The 20,650-nt window shown below is 64.4% G+C and carries 21 protein-coding genes; 15 read left to right on the top strand and 6 right to left on the bottom strand.

The window, feature by feature from the left end; translation table 11 throughout:
- Positions 1-134: 134 nt before the first annotated feature.
- The 11 genes from NTH_RS10510 to NTH_RS10460 all read left to right on the top strand — a co-directional run bounded on the left by NTH_RS10510 (position 135) and on the right by NTH_RS10460 (position 10,017).
- Positions 135-974, top strand: coding sequence for an alpha/beta hydrolase (locus tag NTH_RS10510; RefSeq protein ID WP_338529970.1), 840 nt, complete (start codon positions 135-137; stop codon positions 972-974).
- A 37-nt stretch (positions 975-1,011) separates the two neighbouring features.
- On the top strand, positions 1,012-1,248 hold the full coding sequence (locus NTH_RS10505; RefSeq protein ID WP_338529969.1) for an Lrp/AsnC ligand binding domain-containing protein: 237 nt from the start codon (positions 1,012-1,014) through the stop codon (positions 1,246-1,248).
- Between the two features lie 116 nt (positions 1,249-1,364).
- The gene (locus NTH_RS10500; RefSeq protein WP_338529968.1) at positions 1,365-2,051 is read left to right on the top strand and encodes a D-lyxose/D-mannose family sugar isomerase; all 687 of its coding nucleotides are present in this window, start codon (positions 1,365-1,367) and stop codon (positions 2,049-2,051) included.
- 11 nt (positions 2,052-2,062) lie between these two features.
- Positions 2,063-2,683, top strand: coding sequence for a nucleoside/nucleotide kinase family protein (locus tag NTH_RS10495; protein WP_338529967.1), 621 nt, complete (start codon positions 2,063-2,065; stop codon positions 2,681-2,683).
- Positions 2,684-2,772: 89 nt separating this feature from the next.
- A complete protein-coding gene (locus NTH_RS10490) occupies positions 2,773-3,267 on the top strand; it encodes a hypothetical protein (protein ID WP_338529966.1) in 495 nt (164 codons plus the stop codon).
- 131 nt (positions 3,268-3,398) lie between these two features.
- Positions 3,399-3,671, top strand: coding sequence for an acyl carrier protein (locus NTH_RS10485; protein ID WP_338529965.1), 273 nt, complete (start codon positions 3,399-3,401; stop codon positions 3,669-3,671).
- 2 nt (positions 3,672-3,673) lie between these two features.
- The gene (locus NTH_RS10480) at positions 3,674-4,894 is read left to right on the top strand and encodes a beta-ketoacyl-[acyl-carrier-protein] synthase family protein (RefSeq protein WP_338529964.1); all 1,221 of its coding nucleotides are present in this window, start codon (positions 3,674-3,676) and stop codon (positions 4,892-4,894) included.
- A gap of 148 nt (positions 4,895-5,042) precedes the next feature.
- The gene (locus NTH_RS10475; RefSeq protein WP_338529963.1) at positions 5,043-6,293 is read left to right on the top strand and encodes an imelysin family protein; all 1,251 of its coding nucleotides are present in this window, start codon (positions 5,043-5,045) and stop codon (positions 6,291-6,293) included.
- 61 nt (positions 6,294-6,354) lie between these two features.
- Positions 6,355-7,857 carry a di-heme oxidoredictase family protein gene (locus tag NTH_RS10470; RefSeq protein ID WP_338529962.1) on the top strand — a complete coding sequence of 501 codons (1,503 nt, stop codon included), beginning with the start codon at positions 6,355-6,357 and terminating at the stop codon, positions 7,855-7,857.
- Positions 7,857-8,933: an imelysin family protein gene (locus NTH_RS10465; protein ID WP_338529961.1), complete on the top strand. Its 1,077-nt coding sequence runs from the start codon at positions 7,857-7,859 to the stop codon at positions 8,931-8,933. Before NTH_RS10470 ends, NTH_RS10465 begins: the two co-directional genes overlap by 1 nt.
- Positions 8,934-9,000: 67 nt before the next feature.
- Positions 9,001-10,017, top strand: a complete 1,017-nt coding sequence (locus NTH_RS10460) for a DUF1513 domain-containing protein (protein ID WP_338529960.1) — start codon at positions 9,001-9,003, stop codon at positions 10,015-10,017.
- Positions 10,018-10,019: 2 nt separating this feature from the next.
- On the opposite strand, the gene NTH_RS10455 is transcribed toward NTH_RS10460, so the two are convergent.
- The 3 genes from NTH_RS10455 to NTH_RS10445 all read right to left on the bottom strand — a co-directional run bounded on the left by NTH_RS10455 (position 10,020) and on the right by NTH_RS10445 (position 12,671).
- Positions 10,020-10,868 carry an NlpC/P60 family protein gene (locus NTH_RS10455; RefSeq protein WP_338531868.1) on the bottom strand — a complete coding sequence of 283 codons (849 nt, stop codon included), beginning with the start codon at positions 10,866-10,868 and terminating at the stop codon, positions 10,020-10,022.
- 11 nt (positions 10,869-10,879) lie between these two features.
- Positions 10,880-11,230: a MarR family transcriptional regulator gene (locus tag NTH_RS10450; RefSeq protein WP_338529959.1), complete on the bottom strand. Its 351-nt coding sequence runs from the start codon at positions 11,228-11,230 to the stop codon at positions 10,880-10,882.
- 76 nt (positions 11,231-11,306) lie between these two features.
- The gene (locus NTH_RS10445) at positions 11,307-12,671 is read right to left on the bottom strand and encodes a leucyl aminopeptidase family protein (protein WP_338529958.1); all 1,365 of its coding nucleotides are present in this window, start codon (positions 12,669-12,671) and stop codon (positions 11,307-11,309) included.
- A 106-nt stretch (positions 12,672-12,777) separates the two neighbouring features.
- Here NTH_RS10445 and NTH_RS10440 point away from each other — a divergent pair, with 106 nt between their 5' ends.
- On the top strand, positions 12,778-13,599 hold the full coding sequence (locus NTH_RS10440; RefSeq protein ID WP_338529957.1) for a tetratricopeptide repeat protein: 822 nt from the start codon (positions 12,778-12,780) through the stop codon (positions 13,597-13,599).
- A 78-nt stretch (positions 13,600-13,677) separates the two neighbouring features.
- Complete coding sequence (locus tag NTH_RS10435; RefSeq protein ID WP_338529956.1) at positions 13,678-14,436, top strand: molybdopterin-synthase adenylyltransferase MoeB; 759 nt, start codon at positions 13,678-13,680, stop codon at positions 14,434-14,436.
- A 120-nt stretch (positions 14,437-14,556) separates the two neighbouring features.
- Here NTH_RS10435 and NTH_RS10430 read toward each other — a convergent pair whose 3' ends face one another.
- From NTH_RS10430 to NTH_RS10420, 3 genes are all read right to left on the bottom strand, one after another.
- Positions 14,557-15,435, bottom strand: coding sequence for an SMP-30/gluconolactonase/LRE family protein (locus tag NTH_RS10430; RefSeq protein WP_338529955.1), 879 nt, complete (start codon positions 15,433-15,435; stop codon positions 14,557-14,559).
- Positions 15,432-16,196, bottom strand: a complete 765-nt coding sequence (locus NTH_RS10425; RefSeq protein WP_338529954.1) for an SDR family NAD(P)-dependent oxidoreductase — start codon at positions 16,194-16,196, stop codon at positions 15,432-15,434. The genes NTH_RS10430 and NTH_RS10425 overlap by 4 nt, the downstream gene beginning before the upstream one ends.
- A 168-nt stretch (positions 16,197-16,364) precedes the next feature.
- On the bottom strand, positions 16,365-17,717 hold the full coding sequence (locus NTH_RS10420; protein WP_338529953.1) for a putative bifunctional diguanylate cyclase/phosphodiesterase: 1,353 nt from the start codon (positions 17,715-17,717) through the stop codon (positions 16,365-16,367).
- 188 nt (positions 17,718-17,905) lie between these two features.
- On the opposite strand from NTH_RS10420, the gene gshB reads away from it, so the two are divergent.
- Positions 17,906-18,853: a glutathione synthase gene (gene gshB / locus NTH_RS10415; RefSeq protein WP_338529952.1), complete on the top strand. Its 948-nt coding sequence runs from the start codon at positions 17,906-17,908 to the stop codon at positions 18,851-18,853.
- 207 nt (positions 18,854-19,060) lie between these two features.
- Positions 19,061-20,593, top strand: a complete 1,533-nt coding sequence (locus NTH_RS10410) for a YifB family Mg chelatase-like AAA ATPase (RefSeq protein WP_338529951.1) — start codon at positions 19,061-19,063, stop codon at positions 20,591-20,593.
- Positions 20,594-20,650: the final 57 nt, after the last annotated feature.

Here is a 20,650-nt window from a genome sequence, read left to right as displayed (position 1 = left end):
AAAGCATCGCACCGCCCGGAATATATTTCAAGTATGAAATTTTAACGTTGAAGCAATCCGCCGAACGCTGCATCGTGGTTTCCACGGGCGTGACAGCGGCGGGACCGCGCGCTATGCAGCCACAGGAGGGGAAGATGGCGTTTGAAAGATACATCACAGATTGGGACGACGCCTATGCCAACGGGCCCAATATTCCCGGCGGCGATCGCTGGCCGCAGGCCTGGTCCGAGGCGGCTGTGCCCTTTCGCGTGGCGATGCTGGCGGCGGGCCGTGCCGAGCTGGACATCGCCTATGGCGAGGGGCCGCGCAACAGGTTCGATCTGTTCCTGCCGGAACGGGCGCCGCGCGGTCTGTTCATCTTCATCCATGGCGGTTTCTGGACGAAGCTCGACAAGAGCTTCTGGTCGCACCTGTCCGAAGGCGCGCTGGCGCGGGGCATGGCGGTCGCCATGCCTTCCTACACGCTATGCCCGCAGATCCGCATCGCCGGCATCGGGGAGGAAATCGCGCGCGCAGTGGAGGCTGCAGCAGATCGGATCGACGGCCCCATATGGCTTTCCGGGCATTCGGCGGGCGGGCATCTGGCCACCCGCATGGTAACGGAGACGACGCCGCTGGCCGAAAATGTCGGCGAGCGCATAAAGACAGTTCTTTCGATTTCCGGCGTCCACGACCTGCGCCCGATCATGCGCACGGGGATGAACGGGCAGCTGCTTCTGGACGAGGCCGAGGCAGCGGTCGAGAGCCCGGCGCTTCTCGCTCCCCGCGCCGGTACAAGGCTCATCTGCTGGGTTGGAGCCGCCGAGCGCGCGGAATTCGTCCGCCAGAACGCGTTGCTCGCCAATGTCTGGACGGGCCTCGGCGCGCGCACCGTGGCGGTCGAGGAGCCGGACCGTCACCATTTCGACGTTATCGATGGCCTAAAGTCGCCCCATCATCCAATGCTTGACGCCCTGTTGACAGACCGAAGCTGAGGGCGGAGCCTCGGCGAGACAATTCCGGAAAGAAGAGATGAGACCCGTATTCGTTCAATTGCGCTGCCAGCCCGGCAAGACCTATGAAGTCGCCGACATGCTCTATGAGCGGGAGATTGCCTCCGAGCTCTATTCGACCAGCGGCGAATTTGATCTCCTTCTGAAGGTCTACATCGAAGACGGCGTCGACGTCGGGAAGTTCATCAACGACAATGTCGCCAATGTTCCCGGCATCGTCCGTTCGCTCACGACGCTGACATTCAAGGCCTTCTGAAGCCTAGCGCATCGTGCTTTGCTTCTCGAAGTACCGCGGTACTGCAGAGCCCTTCACGCCCGGGCCGCGATCCTGTACGAAACTCCCTCGGAACGCTGGTAGCACGAGGAGGAACCATGAAACGCTCGCGCGTGAACGAGATATTGCGGTCGGGGGAAGAGTTCATAGGGTCCTTCGGCTACGTTCTGCCGCCCTTCGCTAACCTGACGCCGGCCGAAATGAAGGATCGCCGGGGCGAGATCGACAGTATTGTCCTGCGGCGGCTGGGCTGGGACATCACGGACTATGGCGTGGGCGATTTTGACAATCGGGGCCTTTTTCTCTTCACCGCGCGCAACGGCGATGCCAGCGACCTCCAACAGGGCCGCGGCATGCTCTATGCCGAAAAGATCATGATTTCCCGCAAGGACCAGATCTCGCCCATGCACCGGCACGTGATCAAGGCGGAAGACATCATCAACCGCGGCGGCGGCACGCTGTGCATCAAGCTGTACGCGTCGGCCCCGGACGGCGCCATCGACGATAGCGCAGACATCGCCGTGCCCACCGACGGCGTCATCCGCGAATTCGGGGCGGGCGAGGTGCTGTCGCTTTCGCCGGGCGAGAGCGTCACTCTCATGCCGGGCGTCTGGCACGAGTTCTGGGGCGAAGGCTCGGACGTGCTGATCGGCGAAGTATCCACCGTCAATGACGACCTGACCGACAACATCTTTGCCGAGCCGATAGATCGCTTTTCGGAGATCGAAGAGGATGAGGAGCCGTACCGGCTCCTGGTCTCCGACTATGACAAATGGCTGTCCTGACCGGAATGAGCATGCGCCTTTCATCCGTGGGCGAGCTGGCCGATCGGCTGATTGCCCAGGCCGGAGACAGACGCCGTTTCGTTGCCGCGATAGCGGGAGCGCCCGGCTCTGGGAAATCGACCATTGCGGCCGAACTTTGCGTGGAAATCGGCGCGCGAGGCGTGAAATGCGCCGTCGTGCCCATGGACGGCTTCCATTATGACGACGCCGTTCTTGCCGAAAAAGGCCTGTCCTCGCGCAAGGGCGCGCCCGAGACTTTCGACTTCGCGGGGCTTCGCACACTGCTTCGTCGCCTGCGGGAGGAGAGCGGCGAGGTTGCAATTCCGCTATTCGACCGTAGCATGGAGCTATCACGGGCCGCCGCCGCCATTGTGGATGGCGATACGCGGATAGTCCTGGTCGAGGGCAACTACCTGCTGCTGGACGAAGAGCCGTGGCGCGGACTTGCGGACATGTTCGATGCTTCGTGCTATCTGGACGTGCCGCGCCCGGAGCTTGAGCGGCGGCTTCTGGAGCGCTGGCGAAAGCATGGACGCGCGCAGGACGATGCGCGGCGATGGGTCGCGACCAACGACCTGCCCAATGCCGATAGGGTGATCGCGCATTCTCGCCTGCCCGATATCATCTTGTGAAGGCGGAACCAGGAACCGCGGTGCCATAGCGGCGTTTTCCCCGTCCATCTATCGGGGACACGGACAAAAATCTCAAGGAGTAGACCGACATGGATGCAACGGCGACACATGCCCCCGGTATGGGAGGAAAGACCGCTTGGCGCGGATTGCCGATACTTATAGCGCTGCTCATTCTGGTCGGGCCCGTCACCGATCTGCCGGGATTTGCCCAAGGGCTCGACCGCGAAGAGGCGATCGACGCAATCGTCGGCTCGGACGTGAAAACGGCCGAAACCGGCAAGGAAGCCCAGGTGGATCGGGTGGTGACAGCGGTCGAGAATGCAATGGAAAGTACCCAGGAGGTCCGTAAGGCCTTCAGCCTCGACACGCTCGAGATCGTGTTCGTCCCCGAATTGGCCGGGCGGGTCAAGGAAGCGGTTTCCGAACATGACGAAGAAATCGAAGCCCTGCGTGACGCCATAGAGGGCAGCGCCATGTTTTATCATGCGGTCGATTCCCGCTCCATCATGCTCAGCGACATCATTGCAGTCGAGTTTGCCGACGATAACACGGTGACGATATTTGTGCACGGCAAAGAGAGTTAGGCTGCAAACCTCCCATGAGGCTTGCCGCCCGCCGTGGATTGGGGTCATATGCACTCAAAGGGACGTCCCCGTGTCCAGACCAGGCAGCAGCCTGCAGGCACGGAAGCAGTACGATCATGGAGGGGCCTGAAATGGGCGTTGACGGTCAACAGCATACCGATGAGATTGGCGAGAAAATTCTCGCCAAGATCAAGGCCCATGCAGAGGGCGACACGAACGTCACCCTGTCTACCCCACTGACCGACCTTGGCATTCACTCGCTGGAACTGACGGAAATCATCTTTGACCTCGAGGAAGAATTCGGCATCGAGGTGGAGATGAACACGGCGGAAGCATGGGAGCACCTAAGCACGGTGCGCGACATTGTTGAATCGGTGCGCAAACTGGTCGACGACAAAGCTTGAATATGGCCGGAAAGCGTATCGTCATTACCGGCCTCGGCGGGATTTGCTCGCTCGGCACGGATGCACCGGCGATCTGGCAGGCGATGCGTGCGGGCCGCGCGGCGATCGGCCCCGTGGAAAACGAGGACCTGCATGAGGTCAAGATAAGGATCGGCGGCGAGATCAAGGCGCTGCCCGACCATGGTATCGACCGCAAGCGCATCGCCACGATGGACCGATTCAGCCTGCTGGCCGCAATCGCCGCCGGTGAGGCGCTGAAGCAGTCGGGCCTTCACATCGGCGAGGACGACCGGCACCGCATCGGGGCGGTCGTGGGTGTCGGCATATGCGGCTGGCATTCCATCGAGGAAAACTATCGGGCGATCCTGCTCGAAGGCAAAAGCCGGGCGAGCATTTTCAGCGTGCCGCGCGTCATGCCCGGGGCGGCGGCTGGCCAGGTATCCATGGTGCATGGTCTCAAAGGTCCCGTCTTCGGTGCCACATCCGCCTGCTCCTCGTCGAACCACGCCATCGCAGCGGCGGCAGACCAGTTGCTTCTGGGGCGCGCCGACGTGATGCTGGCCGGCGGGGCGGACGCGCCACTGGTCTACGGCGTGATGAAAGGCTGGGAAGCATTGCGCGTGCTGGCGACAGATACCTGCCGGCCCTTCTCCGCCGACCGGCAGGGGCTGGTGCTGGGCGAAGGCGCGGGGATCGTCGTGCTGGAGACGCTGGAGCATGCGCTTGCCCGCGGCGCGCACATCCTGGCCGAGCTTGCGGGAACGGGCATGTCGGCCGACGCCTCAGACATCGTTGCCCCGACCGTGGAAGGGCCTGTTCGGGCCATGCAGGCATGTCTTGCGGAGGCGGGGATCGCGCCGGAAGATGTGGACTACATCAACGCCCATGGCACCGGCACGAAAGCCAATGACCGCATCGAGACGGAGGCGATCAAGCGGGTGTTCGGCGGCCATGCGCGCAGACTCTCGATATCCTCCACAAAGTCGATGCACGGCCATTGCCTCGGCGCCTCCGGTGCCATCGAACTGATCGCCTGCATCAACGCGCTGCGCGAGAACGTGGTGCCGCCCACCGCGGGCTTCCGAGAAGCCGATCCGGATTGCGACCTCGACGTGACGCCGAACGAGGCTCGTGCGCGATCCGTGAACGTGGCGATCAGCAACAGTTTCGCCTTTGGCGGAACCAATGCCGTGCTCGCGGTCACGTCTCCGCCTAATACCTGATACCGGAAGTCAACTATTGCTGGTCTAGCCGATTCCCTTTAAAGGTCGGCAGAGATGGTTTCCTGATCAGGCAATTCAGGAAAACCATCAACGAGGCCGCATGCCCGCCGGCATGCATTGGCTCCAATCCTGCTCCGGAGGAATTCATATGAGGATCGCACTTGCCCTGTTCTCAGGTCTGACCGTGACGGCCGCTCAGGCGGCCGAACCGGCAGATGTCCTGACGACCTATGCGGATATCGCCCTGGCCGGCTACGAAGACAGCCTTGTGACCGCGCGGGCCCTGGATGAAAAGATCGAGGCGCTTGTTGCCGATCCGTCAGCGGAGGCGCTCGAGGCGGCGAAGCAGGCCTGGCTTGCCGCACGGGTTCCTTATCAGCAGACCGAGGCCTACCGCTTCGGCAATCCGATCGTCGACGACTGGGAAGGCCGCGTGAACGCCTGGCCGCTGGATGAAGGCCTGATCGACTATGTCGACGCCGGCTATGGCACGGAGTCGGACGCGAATAGCTTCTACACGGTCAATGTGATCACCAACGACAAGATCAATGTGGGCGGTGAGGAGATCAACGCTTCCACGATCACGCCGGCGGTCATCCAGTCGCTGCACGAGGCCGGCGGCATCGAATCGAACGTGGCCACCGGCTATCACGCCATCGAGTTCCTGCTTTGGGGGCAGGACCTCAACGGCACCGAGGCCGGTGCGGGCGAGCGCCCCTATACCGACTACGATCCCGCCAACTGCACCGGCGGCAATTGCGAGCGTCGCGCGCAGTATCTGTCCGCCGCCTCGCAACTGCTGATTGCGGATCTAGAGGAAATGGTCGCCAATTGGGAAGAAGGCGGTAAGGCGCGCACGAGCCTGACCGAGGGGGATCCGCAGGCGGGCCTGACGGCCATGCTCACCGGTCTCGGCTCCCTTTCCTATGGCGAACTGGCAGGCGAGCGCATGAAACTCGGCCTTCTTCTCAACGATCCGGAAGAAGAGCATGACTGCTTCTCCGACAACACGCACAACAGCCACTATTACGACATTGTGGGGATCCGGAACGTCTATTTCGGCGAGTATGAGCGCGTCGGCGGCGAGAAAGTCGAAGGTGCCAGTCTTGCCGAACTCGTCCGCGAAAAGGATTCCGCTCTTGCCGACGAAGTCGAGGCCAAGCTCGACGCCACGCTGGCCGCCGCCGAGGCCCTGAAGGCGCGCGCCGAGGAGACCGAGGCCTACGATCAAATGATCGGCGAAGGCAATGCGGAAGGCAACGCGGTCGTCCAGGCCGTGATCGACGGCCTTGTCGGCCAGACCCGCTCGCTGGAGCGTGTCATCGCATCGCTCGACCTTTCCGGCGTGACCATCGAGGGATCGGACAGCCTTGACGCACCCGACGCGGTTTTCCAGTAAACCGACTACGGGCCGCGCCCCCCTTTGGCGCGCGGCATGGCTTTGGTTCTGGAAGATGAGAATGGTCATCTCAAGATATGCGTTTGCTTTCGCGCTGGCCGGGGCCACTTGTTCCGTTCATGCCGAAAGCCCACGCCCCGACCTTTCGCCGGAGGATCGCTCGCGCGTCGAAGACGTCACCCGCCCGGCGACCGATTTCTCCAAGCCCGAGCGCTTTGAGCGCATGCAGGCCGGGGCGGCGACCACCGACAAGCTGATCAATGCCGACATCTTCTCCCAGCCGTCGGCCAATCTGGATTTCGAGGACCAGCAGCGCTTTCTCCTGGGCAATGGTCTTTTCCGCAAGGACTGGGTCTCGTCCCCATCCTCCACCCAGGCTTCCGACGGGCTTGGGCCCCTGTTCAACGCCCGCGCCTGCCAGTCGTGCCATATAAAGGACGGTCGGGGCCATGCGCCCGCGTCGGCGGAGGATTCCGCCGTCTCCATGCTCGTCCGTCTGTCGGTTCCGCCGAGCAGCGATCAGGAGAAGGAGATTCTTGCAGGCTACCAGTCGGCCGTGAACGAGCCAGTCTACGGGGGTCAACTTCAGGATTTCGCGATGGCAGGCCTTCCAGCCGAAGGCCGCGTGCGCGTCGATTATGAGGACATGCCGGTGCAACTCAGCGGCGGCGAGACCGTGACCCTTCGCAAGCCGGCGCTCAGCATCGAGAACCCGGGTTTCGGCGAGATGCACCCGGACGTAATGATGTCGGCGCGCGTGGCCAATCCCATGATTGGCCTTGGCCTTCTTGAATCCATTGCGGCCGACGATATTCTGGCCGGCGCCGACCCCTACGATGCCGATGGCGACGGCATTTCCGGCCGCGCCCGCTTCGTGATCGACGAGGAGGGTGAACTGGCGCTGGGGCGCTTTGGCTGGAAGGGCAATGCGGCCAGCATCGTGCAGCAGACGGCGGATGCCTTCTCCGGCGATATGGGCCTATCGACGCCGCTGCGACCCGATCATTGGGGGGACTGCACCAAAGCTCAGGGCGATTGCCGCGTGCTGCCGCATGGCGCACAGCCTCATCTGGGCGAGCAGGAAGTGCCCGGCGACCTGCTGGAGCTTGTCGCCTTCTATGCCCGCAACCTCGCAGTGCCTGCCCGCCGCAATATCGGCGATCCGGATGTGCTGGCCGGCAAGCAGGTCTTCTACGAAACCGGTTGCGTCTCCTGCCACGCACCGAAATTCGTCACCCGCCGCGATGCGCCGCAGGAAGAACTCGCTTTCCAGCTCATCTGGCCCTATTCCGACCTGCTTCTGCACGATATGGGCGAAGACCTGGCCGATGATCGACCGGAGGGGACGGCAACCGGGCGGGAATGGCGCACGCCGCCGCTGTGGGGCATAGGTCTCACCGGGGCTGTCAGTAAGGACGCCACTTTTCTCCACGACGGCAGGGCGCGGAGCCTGCTGGAAGCCATTCTCTGGCATGGAGGGGAAGCCGAGACAGCCCGCCAGCGTGTGGTTGAAATGGAAAAGACCGAGCGGGATAGCCTGATCCGTTTCCTGGAGTCGCTTTGATGCCCATACGTTCCATTCTTTGCGCGGTCGTCCTCCTATGCGCGGGCGCTGCCGCAGCCCAGGAACAGCGTGTGCCGGAAGGGATCGGCGCCAATGTCGCGGACGGCTATGCGCGGGTCAGCCTTGAAGCCTTCGCCGGCGCAACCGCCCGGCTCCGCGCCGGCCTTGAGGCCGTTTGCGCAGAGCCCACGCGGGAAGGCCTCGACGACATGCGCGCCACCTTCGCCGATACGGTGCGCGCGTGGGGGCCGGTTTCGGTGCTGCGCTTCGGCCCGCTGGTGGCGGACAACCGTTTCGAGCGCATCTTCTTCTGGCCCGACGCGCGGGGCGTGACGCTGCGTCAGGTGCAGGGCGTTCTGGCCGAAAAGGAGCCCGAGACGGCGACCGTAGAGGGGCTTGGCGGCAAGAGCGTTGCGCTGCAGGGCCTGCCGGCGCTCGAATATGTGCTGTTCGGAACCGGGTCGGATGCGATTGGGACGGGCGAAGAGGATTTCCGCTGCCGCTACGGCGCGGCGATTGCCGGCAATGCCGCCGCACGCGCCGGCGAGCTTATCGAGGCCTGGTCGCCGGGCGCTGCCTTTCACGGCGATTTCGCGCATCCCGGCGAGGGCAACGCGCTTTACCGCTCGCCCCTGGAAGTCGCCGGTGAAGTGGTCAAGGCGCTGGGCACCAGCCTGCAGTTTGCCCGCGATGCCGAACTTCTGCCGGCCCTGGGCGAGACGCCTTCCAAGGCCAACGGCAAGCGCGCGCCGCTGTGGCGTTCCGATCTGACGTTCGACCTTGTTGGCACCCAAATCCAGGGCACGCTCGCCCTGATCGATGCGGCTGGCTTTGACGAGGCGTTGGACGAGGAACGCCAGGCCATCCTCGACGCCCTTCGTTTCGACCTGCAACATGCTCTTGAGGCGCTGGAAGAAATCGAGGCGCCCGCCGAGGCGGCCTTCGCCGACGAGCAGGACCGCGGGCGCATCGCCTATGCGTCAACTGCCCTCCAAAGCGCGAATGCGACAGTAAGCGAGCGCTTCTCGGCGGCAATCGGATTGACGATGGGATTCAATGCGCTCGACGGCGATTGACAGGCGCACGTTTTTGACGCTCGCGGGCAGCGCCGCGGCAGCGCCGCGAGCATTCGCGGACGCCGGTATGGGCGACGGCGCCCTGTTCCTCGGCGCGCGACTGAACGGTGGGCGCTACGAGGCGGCGGTCATCGACGAGAAGGCGCGCGATGTCCTCGTGCTGCCGCTCGAGGCGCGCGGCCACTCCTTCGCCATCGATGCCCCGCGCCGCCGCGCCGTCGCCTTCGCGCGCTCGCCGGGGCGTTTCGCGGTGGCATTCGGCATGGCAGGCGGCGAGCCCGTGGCCATTGCCGCCGCCGACAACCGCCATTTCTTCGGCCATGGCATATTCACGCCCGACGGCCGGCTGATGCTGGCCACCGAGAACGACTATGAGGCCGGCCGCGGCGTCGCCGGCATCTATGATGCGACCGACCGCTTTCGCCGCATCGGGGAATTTGCGACCGATGGCATCGGCCCGCATGAGGTGGTGCTGGCGGGCGATGGCAAGACGCTGTGCGTCGCCAATGGCGGCATCCTCACCCATCCCGACTATGGGCGCTCCAAGCTCAACCTAGCGACCATGAGGCCGAGCCTGACCTATGTCGATATCGCTTCCGGCGGGGTGATCGACAAGGCCGAACTCGCCCCGGAACTGCGTCAGCTTTCCATCCGCCATATGGCAGTCGACGGGGCAGGCCGTGTCTGGTTCGGCTGCCAGTACCAGGGCGAGGCTGGGGAGCGGCCACCCCTGGTGGGCCGCCACCGGCGCGGCCGGGAGGTCGAACTTTTCCCCGCGCCTTCCGAGACCCAGCGCCGCATGCGCAATTATGTCGGCTCGTTGGCGGTCGATGCTTCGGGCGACGTGCTGGCCACGTCGAGCCCGCATGGTGGGCTTGTCGTGTTCTGGGACACGGCGACGGGCCGACATCTCGGCCAGCGCGAACTCGCCGACGGCTGCGGGATCGCTCCGTTTGACCGGGGTTCGGTGCTTGCCACCAGCGGACGCGGCGCGGTCGTCAAAGCCGGGCCGGACATCATCTTACCGCTGCGCCCGCCGGACACGGACAAGCCATCCTGGGACAATCATCTAAGGCGGCTGTAGAATCACGGCCGGCGATAGCCCGTCGGTTGCCCGTAGAGCCGCGCGATGCGCGCCACCGCCTCGTCGAGCCGCTCATGGGCTACGGTCATCGTATGCCCGTTGGCGTGGATCATGTTCTTCCCGTCGGTCATGATCGCCACGTGGCCTTTCCAGAACACCAGATCGCCCCGTCGCAAGACGTTCGGATCGATGGCTTTCCCCAGCGATGCGGCTTGCATGTCGGTATCGCGCACGACGTTCCGCCCCGCCATGAAGAGGCTCAGCTGCACCAGTCCCGAGCAATCGATGCCGAAGCCGCTTGCGCCGCCCCAGAGATAGGGCGTGTGCAGGAACTGCTCGGCGGCCGCGACGTAGTCCGCCTCCGCCTCCGGCACCGGCCGCAAATGTCCGGCTATCATCGCCTCGCCGGAGGCGAGCAGGGCGTAGCGTGTGCCGCGCCTTTCCTCCCTGCCCATGACACACAGGCGCGCGCCCATCGAATGAGCGCGGACGGGAGGCATTTTCAACTCCGGCGCGGGATAGACGAAGCTGCGGGGGACGGTCACGATATGAGTCGGCGCTTTGCCTTCGGGTCCCAACGCCTCGGCAGGCACGTAGCCCACATAGGAATCGCGCCGGGACTGGACCCACGCCCAACCCTCCCGCTCCTCGAAAACCAGCACATCGTCGCCGCAAAGAAGCTGGGTATCGATCCCCGCGTCGAAGCGGGGGGCGGAACGAAGGTCGGCTACCGGCTGCGCAACGCGCGCTGGCCGGCCAGCGATATAGCGCTGCGCCTGAACCTTCCCGCGCAGGCTCTCGTCGGCCAGGTCCGGACGATAGGCGTGGAGCCTGCGGTCCAGCCCGGGCATGCCGGTCGCGTTCATGTCGGCAACTCCGCTGCCTTGGCGATGATCTGGTCGCCGAACCGTTCGACGAACAACGCACCCTCCACCGTCCGCTTCACCAGAACGCTGCGGCGATCGCGCTCGTCGCGATGGCGTGAGACGAATTTGAGACTGCCCATCGTGTCGAGCGCCCGCGTGATCACCGGTTTCGTAACCTTCAGCTTTTCCGCCAGTCCGCGCACCGTGTGCGGCGGCGGATCGAGATAGACCGTCAGCAGGATGGCCGTCTGCCGCTGGGTGAGGTCGGGCATGTCTGCCGTCACCTCCGCCAGACACACCTGCTGCCATAGTCTGAGAGCCTGGCTCGGCCTGAGCGGCACCGGCATGGTATTCGTCCGCATCGTTTCGGATGCGTATCAGTCTGCCGGTGATTCACGGCCTTGGCAAGATCCCGAAGGAGGCTCAGCCGAAGCGCTCCCGCAGCACACGCTCGATGGCACGGATAGCCTGGGCTTCTCCGCCCACCGGCGCAGCCGGTTTTTCGTTGGGATTCCAGCCATAAATGTCGAAATGCGCCCAGCTCTTTGCTTTTTCCACGAAACGCTCGAGAAACAGCGCCGCCGTGACCGATCCTGCGAAGCCGTCTGAAGTGACATTGTTCAAGTCCGCCACGCGGGAATTGAGCTTTTCGGCGTAAGGGCGCCACAGGGGCATGCGCCACATGGGATCCGCCACCGCCTCGCCCGCGTCGGTAAGCGCAGAGGCCAGCGTTTCGTCATGCGTAAAGAAAGGCGGCAGATCGGGACCGAGCGCAACGCGAGCCGCACCGGTCAGCGTCGCCATGTCGATCACGATCTCCGGCGCTTCCTCGTCGCCCAGCGCCAGAGCGTCGGCCAGCACGAGCCTACCTTCCGCATCGGTGTTGCCTATCTCGACGGTCAGACCCTTGCGGCTGGTTAGAATGTCGCTCGGCCGGAAAGCGTTTCCGGAAATGGCATTCTCCACCGCCGGAATGAGGACACGCAGCCTGACCGGCAGGCGCGCGGCCATGATCATCCGGGCGAGGCCCAGAACGTTTGCGGCCCCGCCCATGTCCTTCTTCATGAGCAGCATGCCGCTGGCCGGCTTGATGTCGAGCCCGCCTGTGTCGAAGCAAACGCCCTTGCCTACCAGCGTCACCTTCGGCGCGCCTTCCTGGCCCCATTGGAGGTCGATCAGACGGGGAGCCTGTTCGGCCGCCCGTCCGACCGCGTGGATCATGGGAAGATTATTGGCCAACAGTTCGTCGCCGCGCACGGCGCTGACCTTGGCGTTGAATGCCTGGCCAAGCCGGTGAGCCGCTTCTTCCAATGCGTCCGGCCCCATGTCGTTGGCCGGCGTGTTGATGAGGTCGCGCGCAAGGAACACGCCTTCAGCAAGACGCACCGCCGCCTCGACATCGGCGCCTTCGGGCGCGGCAAAGCGCACGTCGCGTGTCGGTTTCTTGCCATAGCGGGTGAAGGCGTAGCTGCCGAGCACAAGCGCCAGGGCTGCCAGGTTCGGGTCTTCCGGTGCAGTGGCGAAATGCCACGCGCCTTCCGGCAGCAGCCGCGCCAGACGGCCCAGCGCCAGCGGGGCTGGGGCCTTGCCCAGGCCGAAGAAGACGCCGGCCAGCGCTCCGTCGTCATCCGGAAAGGCGAGCAGTTCGCCGCTTCCACCGGAAAAGCCGTTTGCCTGTGCCCATGCGAGGGCAGCCTCGCCGGCGCCACTTTGCTCCAGCTTTTCGTCCGCGACCAGGTAGACGGGGCGCGAATGCGCTTCTCTGGCGCTTGCGAGAGTCAGAGGCATGAGACGGCGTCCTTGAACTGTGGCAGCGAGGCCCGTGATTAACATTCCATTAGGGTTAACGGAATACTTATGCGTGTGAATGGTTCAGTTCAGGAGGGCCGGCGGGATGGCTACAAGGGCTTTGGGGGCAAGCGCCAGGCGCATGGCGACAGTGGCGGCGACGCTCATAGTGGCGTTCAGCGTCGCCGGGTGCGCGGCCAGCCGCAAGGTCAGCCAGATAACCACCGGCTCGATCGGGCGCATGGCCGAGCGGCCGATCGATTCCATGTCCGCATCCGAACTCCAGCAAGCTGCATCCAGCCTCGGCAAGCGCTATGCGCAGAACCCGAAGGATAAGCCGGTCGCCCTGCGTTATGCCTCGATCCTCCAGATGAGCGGCCACACCGATCAGTCGCTTGCCGTCATGCGCAAGCTGGCGATCGATTATTCCAAGGATCGCGACGTGCTGGCCGCCTACGGAAAGGCGCTTGCCGCGGCCGGCGAGCTGGAGCCGGCCCTCGACGCGGTTCGCCGCGCCCAGACGCCGGAATACCCGGATTGGCGGTTGCTGTCGGCCGAAGGGGCGATTCTCGACCAGCTCGGGCAGGCTGCGGCCGCGCGCGACCTCTATCAGCGCGCTCTCGGCATGAAGCCCGACGAACCCTCGATCCTGTCGAATATGGGCATGTCCTACCTGCTGGAAGGCGACCTTCAGACCGCAGAGAAATACATGAGCCAGGCTGCCGCAGCCCCCGGTGCCGACAGCCGGGTGCGCCAAAACCTGGCCCTGGTGATCGGGCTGCAAGGCCGCTTCTCCGACGCCGAAAAGATCGCGCGCCAGGAACTTTCGCCCGACCAGGCCGAAGCCAATGTAGCCTATCTGCGCTCCATGCTCGCCCAGAACAATTCGTGGGCCCAGATCGCCAGCGAAGACGAGAAGCGAAACTAGCCCCTTCCGCCGGTTTGGTTCACAGTCTGGATCAGAACCGGTTCCCCTTTCTTGCGAAATTGCCCTATTGTGCCCACCATGACCGATCGAACCAGGCTGAGCGACGAAGAGCTGGAGCGCTACGCCAGGCACATCGTGCTGCCGGAGATCGGCGGCGCCGGACAGCAGAAGCTGAAGCGAGCGCGCGTCCTGGTGCTGGGCGCCGGCGGGCTTGGCGCCCCGGTGCTGCAGTATCTTGCCGCCGCCGGCGTGGGCACATTGGGTATCGTCGACCACGACACAGTGTCGCTTTCCAACCTCCAGCGCCAGGTCATCCACAGCGCCGAGACCATAGGCACGCTCAAGACGCGCAGTGCGCGCGAGGCCATCGGCCGCCTGAACCCGCATGTGAATGTCGAAGGGCATGAACTGCGTCTGGATGCCGGCAACGCCGAAGCGCTGGTCGCGCAGTATGACCTGGCGATCGACGGCTCCGACAATTTCGAGGCGCGCTATGCGCTGGCCGACGCCTGCGCGGCGACAGAAAAGCCGCTCGTGACTGCCGCTGTGGGCCGATTCGACGGCACCATCACCGTGCTTAAGCCTTTTGCCCTCGACAAGGACGGCGCCCGCCTGCCTTCCTTCCGCGATCTCTTCCCCGAAGCCCCTCCAGCGGGCCTGGTGCCATCTTGCGCGGAGGCAGGCATCGTCGGAGCGCTCACTGGCGTCATGGGCGCGCTAGAGGCCATGGAGGCGATCAAGCTGATCACCGGCACCGGTGACCCGTTGCTCGGCCGTCTCCTCATCTACGATGCGCTGTCGGCACGTTTCGAAACGATCCGCTACCGCCCCCACTGACCGGCGGGCGTCACTCCAGTTTGCTCCCGGCGGCTTCACAGAAGCGCCGATATGACCCAACCGATTGTTTTTAATAAGTTCCCGGACAGAAGGCCGGCTTCCACTTTGCCTGGAATCGTTTCATAGAACGACGGGCGGGTCGAAGCGGCCATTGAACGACCGCTCAAGCACGAAGGTCCGGCCGGCATCGGAGTCGGCCTCGCGCGCTTGGCCGCTCAAACCCGCATGGGCACTGGTCACAGCCATGCGGCTGGCATCATGGCCGATGAAAACCGGGCACGTCACCTGGCTTGCGGGCATGTCGATGCTGCGGATGAACTCGCCCGACGAGGACCAGGCATCGATGCGCCCGCCACCCCACCGGGCGTTCCAGAGCGTGCCTTCCGCATCGACCACCGAACCGTCGATGCCTCCTGCCATTTCATTGCCTTCGATCGTGAGGATCGGGTCGTCGACCGGCAGGCCGAGTTCCGGGTCGCAGGCGACGCGGTAGAGGCGGTTCTCGCGGGTGTCGGCAAAGAAGGCGATCGCGCCGTCCGGCGAAAAGCAGATCGAGTTGGGAATTGTAATGCGCGGGTAGAGACAGCGCAATTCCCCCTTGTAGAACCAGTAGATAGCGCCGGCCCCCTCTTCCGCCGCCTTTCCCATCGTGCCTAGCCATAGCGCGCCACAAGGATGCACCCGTGCATCGTTGGAGCGCATGTTCGGCCGGTCGGTTTCCACTTCCTGAAGCATCGTCAGATCGCCGGTGTTGCGGTCGCGCAACTGGAGGCCCGTCTCGGTCACCAGGAGCTGGCGGGCGTGGTCGACCATGGCGAGCGCGCTGGCCATGACCGGCAGATCATGCTGGAGAGCCTCACCCGTGGCCAGCGGCAACTCGATCATTTTCCGGCCCAGAATGTCGAACCAGAAAAGCGTGTCGGCCGCAGGATCGTAAGCGGGTCCTTCGCCAAGCTCGCAGGCGATACCGCAAAGGACGGAAACGCCGGTGCTGCTCATTGGATGCCTCCATCGACGATCATGGTCTGCGCCGTCATGCCGGCGGATGCCCCGGATGCCAGGAACAGGCAGGGTCCCACCATGTCCTCAGGTTGCAGGAGCCGCTTGAGGCATTGCTGTTCCAAAGTATCCTGCAAACCCTCGTCCGTCACCCATAGCTGCTTCTGACGCTCCGTCATCACCCAGCCGGGCGCAATGGCGTTGACACGTATGCCGTACGGGCCCAACGCGCCGGCGAGGCCCTTGGTGAGCCCGACCACGCCCCCCTTGGCCGCCGTATAGACGGGCAGGGTTCCAAGGTTCATCATGTAGGAGGTGGAGGTGAAATTGACGATCGAGCCGCGACCCGCCTTCTTCATGTCAGGCGTTACCGCCTGGATTGCGAAGAACTGATGGCGGAGATTGATCGCCTGGTTCCTGTCCCAGTATTCGGGCGTGACGTCCTCGATCTCATGCCGATCGTCCCACGCGGCATTGTTGACGAGCACGGAGATGGGGCCGTGGCTTTCCACGGCCCGGGCGATGGACGAACGCAACGCTTCCACGTCGCGCAGGTCTGCGTGCAGGAACAGCGGGACGTTGTCATGGGCCGCACCTAACCGGCCGACCAGGCTCTGGCCGGCATCCGCGTCGATGTCGATGAACGCCGTCCTTGCCCCCTGGGCGACGAAGCCCTCGGTCAGCGCGGCGCCGATGCCGGAGCCTCCGCCGGTAATGAGCACCGATGCGCCCTCAAGATCTGCAAAACGGCCGTTTGTCATCTGCGGCAACTCCCCGAATAAAAAATATTATTGCTGCGCCGGCCGGCGGCAAGGCCCCGATATCTAGCGCAACGGGCGGACCCGGAAAGCCGGTTCGTTGGCCCGTCCGTATCCAGATACAGTCAAGAGTGGTGTTGATCCAGGGCATTCCGCCGCAGCAGATCGCCTCTACCCGGCCACCTTGCGCAACTGCGCGCCGGGGCGCGATCGCAGAAAACCCAATGTCGCCTCGGCGTCCTTGGGTCTGCCAAAAAGATAACCCTGCCCGCCAGTGCAGCCGAACTGGATCAGCCTTTCGGCCTGCGCTTCCTCCTCGATGCCTTCGGCAACGACGTCCATGCCGAGCCCTTCGCACATGGCGAGGATGGCGCGAATGATGTGCTCGGAAGGCCGGTCGTTGAGAATGGAGGAGACGAAGGCGCGGTCGATCTTGAGCTTATCGAACTTGAAGTCGCGCAGGCGGCCCAGACTTGATTGGCCGGTACCGAAATCGTCCAAGGAGATGCGGATGCCCATGCGCCGCAGGTCTTCGACGATCTTCTCCGCCGATGCCGGATCGGACATCAGGCCGGTTTCGGTGATTTCGATTTCCAGCCGGCGCGGGTTGAAGCCCGTGCGCTCCAGTATCGCCAGTATCTGCAGGCCGGTATTGTGGTCCACCAGTTGCGAGGGCGACAGATTGAACGACAGGAACAGTTGCTCCGGCCAGTCGCGTGCCGCCTCGGTCGCCTTGCGCAAGAGAAGTTGCGAGAGCGGGCCTATGATGCCGCGCTCTTCGGCGATCGGAATGAAGGTCGCCGGCGAGATGGAGCCGAGATCGTGGTCCGTCCAGCGAGCCAGCGTTTCAAAGCCGACCGTGCGGCGGGTTTCGAGGTCGACGATGGGCTGGAAATGAGCCTCCACATCGCCGGCCGCGACAGCCCGCCTCAGTGCCTGTTCGATGCGGGTCACGCGCTTGGCGGCCTCTTCCATCTCGCGGGTGTAGACGACCACGACACCGCGGCCGGAGCGCTTTGCCTGGTAAAGAGCCGTCTCGGCCTTTGACAGGAGAAGGTCTGTGGTCTCCTCCTCCGTGTAGAAGAGCGAGCAGCCGGCCGAAGCAGAAAGGCGTGCGGTGCGGTGGCCAACGTCGTAGGGCGCCGAGAGGATCTCGATCAGCATCTTCGCGCGATCGGCGGCCGCCTCCTCGCTGAAGACCATGGGATAAAGAAAGGCGAACTCGTCGGCACCGATGCGGGTCACCGTCGAATGCTCGTCCATCGCGGCGCGCAGGCGCATGGCCACCTGCTGCAGTATCTCGTCGCCTGCCGTGCGCCCAAACAGATCGTTGATGGGCTTGAAGCCATCGAGATCCAGCACACCGATGGCAAACGGTGCCGGGTCGTCGGCGCGATCGGCAATCAGGCGATTGACCTTGTCGAAAAAGCGATGCGTGTTGCCGAGCCCCGTCAAGGGATCCGTCAGGCTCGTCTCCTCGCCCGAAAGGCCTGCCGTCAACCCGTGTGCCAGCGGGGTCTTCATGTTATTTCCCTGTGATTTCAAGGCCGTTTGGGGCGGAGGATGAAGATCAAACGTTTACGAAGCGTATCGAAGATAACATTTTCGTGTGCACAACGCCGCCGGCCCCGAGAATGATGCCCGCTTGACAGCCGGACGGGCCCGGCGTCATCTGCCGGCCTTTCCTGAACGCGCATGGAGAACCTCCACCGATGCCGCTGAAAACCGCCTTTCAGATGGACCATATCTCAAGTGTTTCGATCGCCGGCGATACGAGCTTCGCGCTGGCGCTGGAGGCGCAGAAGCGCGGGCACCAGCTTTTCCACTACACGCCGGACCGGCTCTCGCAGGTGGGCGACAAGGCGTTTGCAATGCTGGAGCCGCTTCAGGTGCGCGACGAAGCCGGCAACCATTTCACGCTGGGCAAGGCCGTGCGCACCGACCTGTCCGAGATGGATGTGGTGTTGCTCCGTCAGGACCCGCCCTTCGACATGCACTACATCACGACAACACATATCCTGGACCGCGTTCATCCCGGAACCCTCGTGGTCAACGACCCAGCATGGGTACGCAACAGCCCGGAGAAGATCTTCGTCACCGAGTTCTGCGACCTGATGCCGGATACGCTGATCACCCGTGATCCGAGAGAAGTTGACACCTTCCGCAAAGAGCACGGCGACATCATCGTAAAGCCGCTCTACGGGAATGGCGGCGCCGGCATCTTTCATCTTCAGGAAGCGGACCGCAACCTGGCGGCCCTGCTTGAACTGTTCATCCAGACCTTCCGGGAACCGTTCATCGTGCAGCGCTACCTGAAAGAAGTGCGCGACGGCGACAAGCGCATCCTGCTCATCGAGGGCGAGCCGGTGGGAGCCATCAATCGGGTGCCGGCGGAACATGATTCGCGCTCCAACATGCATGTGGGCGGACGGGCGGAACCGGCCGACATCACGGCGCGCGAGCGCGAGATATGCGCGCGCATCGGCCCCGCGCTGCGCGAGCGCGGCTTCGTGCTTGTCGGCATCGACGTCATCGGCGGCTACCTCACGGAAATCAACGTGACCTCGCCCACGGGCGTGCGCGAGGTGCAAAGGTTCGGCGGCGCCGACGTGGCGGCGCTCTTTTGGGACGCGGTGGAGACGCGGCGCGGCGCGGTGTAGACACGAACCAGACGCAGCCGGGGCCGGATGTTCCGCGCCTGCAACCTGTCGCAACCGTTCTGCAACCCGGCCATGCAACTTGTTCCCTGAATGTTCTTGCCACGTCCTGCAATCTGTGCTTGTGTTTGGGAACTGGCACGCGCCGCCGCTCCGGGCCCGGCGCGGAAGAGCCGGCACGGCAAGCTGCGGGGCAGGGGGTGGCGGATTATGGTTTCGCGCGTGCGGACGATTGCGTTCCAGGGGATCGAGGCGGTGCCCGTCGATGTCCAGGTGATGGTGGCGCCCGGCAAAATGGGCATGCATATCGTGGGCCTGGGCGACAAGGCGGTGGCGGAAAGCCGCGAACGAGTGCAGGCGGCGCTCCATGCCTCCGGACTTTCGATGCCGCCCAAGAAGGTGACGGTCAATCTGGCGCCAGCCGATCTGCCCAAGGAAGGAAGCCATTATGATCTTCCTATCGCGCTTGGGCTGATGGCTGCGCTCGGGGCAGTGCCCGGCGATGCCTTGAGCGGCTATGTCGTATTGGGCGAACTGGGGCTCGACGGCACAGTCGCCCGCGTGGCCGGGGTCCTGCCTGCCGCGATCGGCGCAAACGCGATGGGGCGGGGGCTGATCTGCCCGCATGATTGCGGTCCGGAGGCGGCGTGGGCCGGCGCGGATATCGACATTCTGGCGCCGCGCAGCCTGATCGCGCTCGCCAATCACTTTCGCGGCACCCAGGTCATGGGCCGCCCCGAAACCGCCATGCAGCCCGCGTTGGGCGATCTGCCGGATCTGGCCGACATAAAGGGCCAGGAAAGCGCCAAACGCGCGCTCGAGGTCGCCGCCGCCGGTGGCCACAACCTGCTGATGATCGGGCCGCCGGGCGCGGGCAAATCGATGCTTGCGCAAAGGCTGCCGTCGATCCTGCCGCCGCTTTCGCCCAGGGAACTCCTCGAGGTTTCCATGGTCTCATCCATCGCCGGCGAACTTGCGGACGGGCGGCTTTCCGATCGCAGGCCATTTCGGGCTCCGCACCACTCGGCTTCCATGGCAGCGATGGTGGGCGGGGGGCTGCGGGCAAGACCGGGCGAAGCATCGCTGTCCCACCACGGCGTTCTGTTTCTCGACGAGTTGCCGGAGTTCGCACCGCAGGTGCTGGATTCCCTGCGGCAGCCGCTGGAAAGCGGCGAATGCGTGATCGCCCGCGCCAACCATCGGGTCAGCTATCCGGCGCAAATACAGCTCGTGGCTGCGATGAACCCCTGCCGCTGCGGCATGGCCGGGGAAGCGGGACATAGCTGTGCACGCGGTCCACGCTGCCAGGCCGACTACCAGGCGCGTATCTCTGGGCCACTGCTTGACCGGATCGACCTGCGCATCGAAGTGCCGGCGGTCAGCGCCGGAGACCTGATCCGCCGCGAAAAGGCGGAAGACAGTGCGACGGTGGCGTTGCGTGTGGCGGCGGCGCGCGATGCGCAGCGGGAGCGCTTCACCGCACTGGGCCTGCCAGCCTGGACGACAAATGCGCGCTGCTCAGCGGCCATGATCGAGGACATCGCAAAACCGGATCCCGCCGGCGCGGCGCTCTTGAGCGAAGCCAGCGAGAAACTGGCCCTTTCCGCCCGTGCATACCACCGCATCCTGAAGGTTGCGCGAACGCTGGCTGATCTCGAAGGCGCCGAGCACGTCGGCCGAATTCATCTGGCCGAGGCCATTTCTTATCGTGTGGCCGGGCAGCGGCTGGCAAATGCGGCGTGAGGCGCATTAAGGGCCGCCTGCCGTCCGGGGCGGCGCTGGAGGGAGTGATGGATCGGC

Source organism: Nitratireductor thuwali, from assembly GCF_036621415.1.
In the GTDB taxonomy this organism is placed as follows: Bacteria; Pseudomonadota; Alphaproteobacteria; order Rhizobiales; family Rhizobiaceae; genus Chelativorans; species Chelativorans thuwali.
This window is presented reverse-complemented; position numbering and strand designations above follow the sequence as displayed.

What these genes read in the sequence shown, in the direction of transcription:
- NTH_RS10510 (WP_338529970.1), top strand. Translation starts at nt 135, where the DNA reads ATGGCGTTTGAAAGATACATCACAGATTGGGACGACGCCTATGCCAAC.
- NTH_RS10505 (WP_338529969.1), top strand. Translation starts at nt 1,012, where the DNA reads ATGAGACCCGTATTCGTTCAATTGCGCTGCCAGCCCGGCAAGACCTAT.
- NTH_RS10500 (WP_338529968.1), top strand. Translation starts at nt 1,365, where the DNA reads ATGAAACGCTCGCGCGTGAACGAGATATTGCGGTCGGGGGAAGAGTTC.
- NTH_RS10495 (WP_338529967.1), top strand. Translation starts at nt 2,063, where the DNA reads ATGCGCCTTTCATCCGTGGGCGAGCTGGCCGATCGGCTGATTGCCCAG.
- NTH_RS10490 (WP_338529966.1), top strand. Translation starts at nt 2,773, where the DNA reads ATGGATGCAACGGCGACACATGCCCCCGGTATGGGAGGAAAGACCGCT.
- NTH_RS10485 (WP_338529965.1), top strand. Translation starts at nt 3,399, where the DNA reads ATGGGCGTTGACGGTCAACAGCATACCGATGAGATTGGCGAGAAAATT.
- NTH_RS10480 (WP_338529964.1), top strand. Translation starts at nt 3,674, where the DNA reads ATGGCCGGAAAGCGTATCGTCATTACCGGCCTCGGCGGGATTTGCTCG.
- NTH_RS10475 (WP_338529963.1), top strand. Translation starts at nt 5,043, where the DNA reads ATGAGGATCGCACTTGCCCTGTTCTCAGGTCTGACCGTGACGGCCGCT.
- NTH_RS10470 (WP_338529962.1), top strand. Translation starts at nt 6,355, where the DNA reads ATGGTCATCTCAAGATATGCGTTTGCTTTCGCGCTGGCCGGGGCCACT.
- NTH_RS10465 (WP_338529961.1), top strand. Translation starts at nt 7,857, where the DNA reads ATGCCCATACGTTCCATTCTTTGCGCGGTCGTCCTCCTATGCGCGGGC.
- NTH_RS10460 (WP_338529960.1), top strand. Translation starts at nt 9,001, where the DNA reads ATGGGCGACGGCGCCCTGTTCCTCGGCGCGCGACTGAACGGTGGGCGC.
- NTH_RS10455 (WP_338531868.1), bottom strand. Translation starts at nt 10,868, where the DNA reads ATGCCCGGGCTGGACCGCAGGCTCCACGCCTATCGTCCGGACCTGGCC.
- NTH_RS10450 (WP_338529959.1), bottom strand. Translation starts at nt 11,230, where the DNA reads ATGCCGGTGCCGCTCAGGCCGAGCCAGGCTCTCAGACTATGGCAGCAG.
- NTH_RS10445 (WP_338529958.1), bottom strand. Translation starts at nt 12,671, where the DNA reads ATGCCTCTGACTCTCGCAAGCGCCAGAGAAGCGCATTCGCGCCCCGTC.
- NTH_RS10440 (WP_338529957.1), top strand. Translation starts at nt 12,778, where the DNA reads ATGGCTACAAGGGCTTTGGGGGCAAGCGCCAGGCGCATGGCGACAGTG.
- NTH_RS10435 (WP_338529956.1), top strand. Translation starts at nt 13,678, where the DNA reads ATGACCGATCGAACCAGGCTGAGCGACGAAGAGCTGGAGCGCTACGCC.
- NTH_RS10430 (WP_338529955.1), bottom strand. Translation starts at nt 15,435, where the DNA reads ATGAGCAGCACCGGCGTTTCCGTCCTTTGCGGTATCGCCTGCGAGCTT.
- NTH_RS10425 (WP_338529954.1), bottom strand. Translation starts at nt 16,196, where the DNA reads ATGACAAACGGCCGTTTTGCAGATCTTGAGGGCGCATCGGTGCTCATT.
- NTH_RS10420 (WP_338529953.1), bottom strand. Translation starts at nt 17,717, where the DNA reads ATGAAGACCCCGCTGGCACACGGGTTGACGGCAGGCCTTTCGGGCGAG.
- gshB (WP_338529952.1), top strand. Translation starts at nt 17,906, where the DNA reads ATGCCGCTGAAAACCGCCTTTCAGATGGACCATATCTCAAGTGTTTCG.
- NTH_RS10410 (WP_338529951.1), top strand. Translation starts at nt 19,061, where the DNA reads ATGGTTTCGCGCGTGCGGACGATTGCGTTCCAGGGGATCGAGGCGGTG.